Origin of the sequence: Streptomyces sp. PA03-1a (assembly GCF_033792805.1) — a bacterium.
Lineage (GTDB): Bacteria > Actinomycetota > Actinomycetes > Streptomycetales > Streptomycetaceae > Actinacidiphila.
The window spans coordinates 1-1,124 of record NZ_JARAVO010000479.1 but is presented as its reverse complement, the minus strand read 5'-3'; the positions used below and the strand labels follow the sequence as shown (position 1 = coordinate 1,124).

The following is a 1,124-nucleotide window of genomic DNA, read 5'->3' as shown; positions in this document are numbered from 1 at the left end:
GCATCTCCATGCGCATCCCGTACCCCGGCCCCGGGGGCCCGTATTCACCCGTCCGGCCCTTTCGCCGGGCGCGGAGGGAAATCCACGCTGTCTGCGGACGCGGTGACGACGCGGATGATCACAGTTGCCACTGCGCCGCCCGTAGTTGCGCCATCCACGCCGTTCGCCCGGGTCCCACGATCGGCGCAGGTGACACCGCCCGCACCGCCCCCGCGCGGTGTTCCCGGGCTGCCCCGGCCCGGCCCGCCGCCCAAGCTGGAGTTGACGGATGCGGTCAGGACTTGTCGACGAAGACCTCGAGGTGAGCAGATGGCACAGACGCCGATTACCCCCGAGAACGTGCGCAGGATGCAGTTCACCACCGTCCGCCTCCGCGAGGCCTACGACGAGCGCGAGGTCGACGACTTCCTGGACGAGGTGCAGTCCGAGCTGACCCGGCTGCTGCGGATCAACCAGGACCTGCGCGCCGCGCTCTCCGCCGTCGAGTCCGCCGACCGGCAGCACGAGGAGCCCGAACTCGAGGTGGCGTCGGCACCCGAGCCCGAACCCGAACCGGAGCCGGAGCCGGAACCCGAACCCCAGGCGGCGCCGGAACGCGTCCCCGTCCCCGCCGCCGAGGTGGCGGAGCCCGCGCGGCTCGCCGAGCCCGCCGAGGCCGAGGAGGTCACGGACGGGCAGCCCGGGTTCGCCGTCGACAGCACGGCCCGCCTGCTCGCCCTGGCCGAACGCACCGCCGAGCAGGCCGTCGCCGAGGCCCGCGCCGAGGCCCACAAGATCGTCGGCGAGGCCCTCGGACAGGCCGAGAGCCTGCGCCGGGACGCCCGCGACCGGGCCCTGGCCCTCGAGCACGAGGCTCGCGAGAAGCACCGTCAGGCGATGACCACCCTGGCCTCCGCCCGCACCGCGCTGCAGCGCAAGGTCGAGGACCTGCGCACCTTCGAGAACGCCTACCGCACCCGCCTGACCGCCCACATGCAGTCCCAGCTGCGCCGCCTCGACCGCGACCTCGCCCGTTCCCTCGCGCCGCCGCCCGCTCCCCCGACGGTCTCCCTCACCCGCGCCTGGCCCTTCATAAAACACGCAACCCCCCACAAAAACCCTTTTGTAAACCCCGGGGGGCCCCG

At 73.3% G+C, this 1,124-nt stretch carries 1 protein-coding gene; it reads left to right on the top strand.

Features of this window, described 5'->3' with window-relative positions:
• Positions 1-309 precede the first annotated feature (309 nt).
• Positions 310-1,124, top strand: an 815-nt coding sequence (locus PV341_RS45030; protein WP_500361035.1) for a DivIVA domain-containing protein, incomplete at its 3' end; no start/stop codon positions are given.